At 53.7% G+C, this 1537-nt stretch carries 1 rRNA gene; it reads left to right on the forward strand.

Annotation, left to right across the window (positions count from 1 at the left end):
- Nucleotides 1–1405, forward strand: a 23S ribosomal RNA gene (locus ABFX19_RS14680); the annotation flags it as partial.
- Nucleotides 1406–1537 lie beyond the last annotated feature (132 nt).

Below are 1537 nucleotides of genomic sequence, written 5' to 3' on the forward strand. Positions count from 1 at the left end.
CCGTCTCTGAGACCCGATGGGCCCCGCTTTTTGGTGGGGATCCGATGATCCTATGCTGCCTAGAAAAGCATCGGCGTGAGGTTCCAACTGCCCGTACCCCAAACCGACACAGGTGATCAGGTAGAGAATACTAAGGCGATCGAGAGAATTATGGTTAAGGAACTCGGCAAAATGCCCCCGTAACTTCGGGAGAAGGGGGGCCCCAACCGTGAACCACACTTGCTGTGGGGAGGCGGATCGGGGCCGCAGAGACCAGGGGGAAGCGACTGTTTACTAAAAACACAGGTCCGTGCGAAGTCGCAAGACGATGTATACGGACTGACTCCTGCCCGGTGCTGGAAGGTTAAGAGGACCGGTTAGCTCACTTGTGGGCGAAGCTGGGAATTCAAGCCCCAGTAAACGGCGGTGGTAACTATAACCATCCTAAGGTAGCGAAATTCCTTGTCGGGTAAGTTCCGACCTGCACGAATGGAGTAACGACTTCCCCGCTGTCTCAACCATAAACTCGGCGAAATTGCACTACGAGTAAAGATGCTCGTTACGCGCAGCAGGACGGAAAGACCCCGAGACCTTCACTATAGTTTGGTATTGGTGTTCGGTGTGGCTTGTGTAGGATAGGTGGGAGACTGTGAAGCTTGGACGCTAGTTCAGGTGGAGTCATCGTTGAAATACCACTCTGGTCACTCTGGATATCTAACTTCGGCCCGTAATCCGGGTCAGGGACAGTGCCTGATGGGTAGTTTAACTGGGGCGGTTGCCTCCTAAAAAGTAACGGAGGCGCCCAAAGGTTCCCTCAGCCTGGTTGGCAATCAGGTGTCGAGTGTAAGTGCACAAGGGAGCTTGACTGTGAGAGAGACATCTCAAGCAGGGACGAAAGTCGGGACTAGTGATCCGGCGGTACATTGTGGAATGGCCGTCGCTCAACGGATAAAAGGTACCTCGGGGATAACAGGCTGATCTTGCCCAAGAGTCCATATCGACGGCATGGTTTGGCACCTCGATGTCGGCTCGTCGCATCCTGGGGCTGGAGTAGGTCCCAAGGGTTGGGCTGTTCGCCCATTAAAGCGGTACGCGAGCTGGGTTTAGAACGTCGTGAGACAGTTCGGTCCCTATCCGCTGCGCGCGTAGGAAATTTGAGAAGGGCTGTCCTTAGTACGAGAGGACCGGGACGGACGAACCTCTGGTGTGTCAGTTGTACTGCCAAGTGCACCGCTGATTAGCTACGTTCGGATGGGATAACCGCTGAAAGCATCTAAGCGGGAAGCCTGCTTCAAGATGAGATTTCCATACACCATTTGGTGTGAGAGGCCCCCAGCCAGACCACTGGGTTGATAGGCCGGATGTGGAAGCGAGGACTAACGACTCGTGAAGCTGACCGGTACTAATACGCCGATAACTTGACACCACACAAAACACGAATGCTACGCGTCCACTATGCGGTTCCCAACCAATAACACCGGTTACCAGGGAACACACAACACAATATTGACAATTACGTACAACTACACAGAACAGTTGTAACCACATACTTCCCACC

The sequence above is a fragment of the Arthrobacter parietis genome (assembly GCF_039530425.1).
Lineage (GTDB): Bacteria > Actinomycetota > Actinomycetes > Actinomycetales > Micrococcaceae > Arthrobacter_D > Arthrobacter_D parietis.